The sequence below is a fragment of the Calidifontibacillus oryziterrae genome, from assembly GCF_000331575.1.
Lineage (GTDB): Bacteria > Bacillota > Bacilli > Bacillales > Bacillaceae_J > Calidifontibacillus_A > Calidifontibacillus_A oryziterrae.
Map to the genome: position 1 here is coordinate 1 of NZ_ANOK01000015.1, position 958 is coordinate 958.

Annotated in this window: 1 protein-coding gene; it reads left to right on the forward strand. The window is 41.6% G+C overall.

Translation table 11 applies throughout. From position 1 onward, the window contains the following. Window positions 1-7: 7 nt before the first annotated feature. A partial coding sequence (locus D612_RS0108410) for an electron transfer flavoprotein subunit alpha/FixB family protein (RefSeq protein WP_026092443.1) occupies window positions 8-958 on the forward strand: 951 nt, incomplete at its 3' end.

The window sequence follows — 958 nt, forward strand, 5'->3', positions numbered from 1 at the left end:
GAAAAAGATGGCTAGAAAAGTTTTAGTAGTAGGGGAAGTTCGCGACGGAAATTTACGTAATGTATCATTTGAAGCCATTGCAGCAGGGAAGCTTGTTGCAGAAGGTGGAGAAGTTGTTGCTGTCTTAATGGGAGAGTCTGTTCAATCTCAAGGAAATGCAATGATTCAACACGGCGCAGACCGTGTCGTAGTTGTTGAAAATCCTCAATTGAAAAATTATACTCCAGATGGCTATGCGCAGGCATTGCTGGCTGTTGTTGCATCTGAAAATCCTGAGGGAATGATCATGGGTCATACAGCACTTGGAAAAGACTTATCACCTAAAATTGCAGCAAAGCTTGGGTCTGGTTTGATTTCTGACTGTGTTAATGTTGAGGAAGCAGGCGGGAATATTATATTTACGCGTCCAATCTATTCAGGGAAGGCATTCGAAAAGAAGATTGTTACAGACGGTATTATTTTTGCAACGGTTCGTCCGAACAACATTGCTCCACTGGAAAAGGATGAGTCACGTTCTGGAAACGTTGCATCATTAGACGTTGAAATTAAGGATCTAAGAACAGTAATTAAAGAAGTCGTACGCAAAGCGTCTGAAGGTGTAGATCTTTCTGAAGCAAAAATAGTCGTTGCCGGCGGACGTGGTGTTAAGAGTGCCGAAGGCTTTAAAATGTTACAGGAGCTTGCGAATGTATTGGGTGGAGCAGTAGGTGCTTCACGTGGTGCTTGTGATGCGGAATACTGTGATTACTCATTACAAATTGGGCAAACAGGTAAGGTTGTAACGCCTGATCTTTATATTGCTCTAGGTATTTCTGGGGCTATCCAGCATCTTGCTGGTATGTCTAATTCAAAAGTAATTGTTGCGGTAAATAAGGATCCAGAAGCAAACATCTTCAATGTAGCTGATTATGGAATTGTCGGCGATTTATTTGATGTTGTACCACTGTTAATTGAAGAA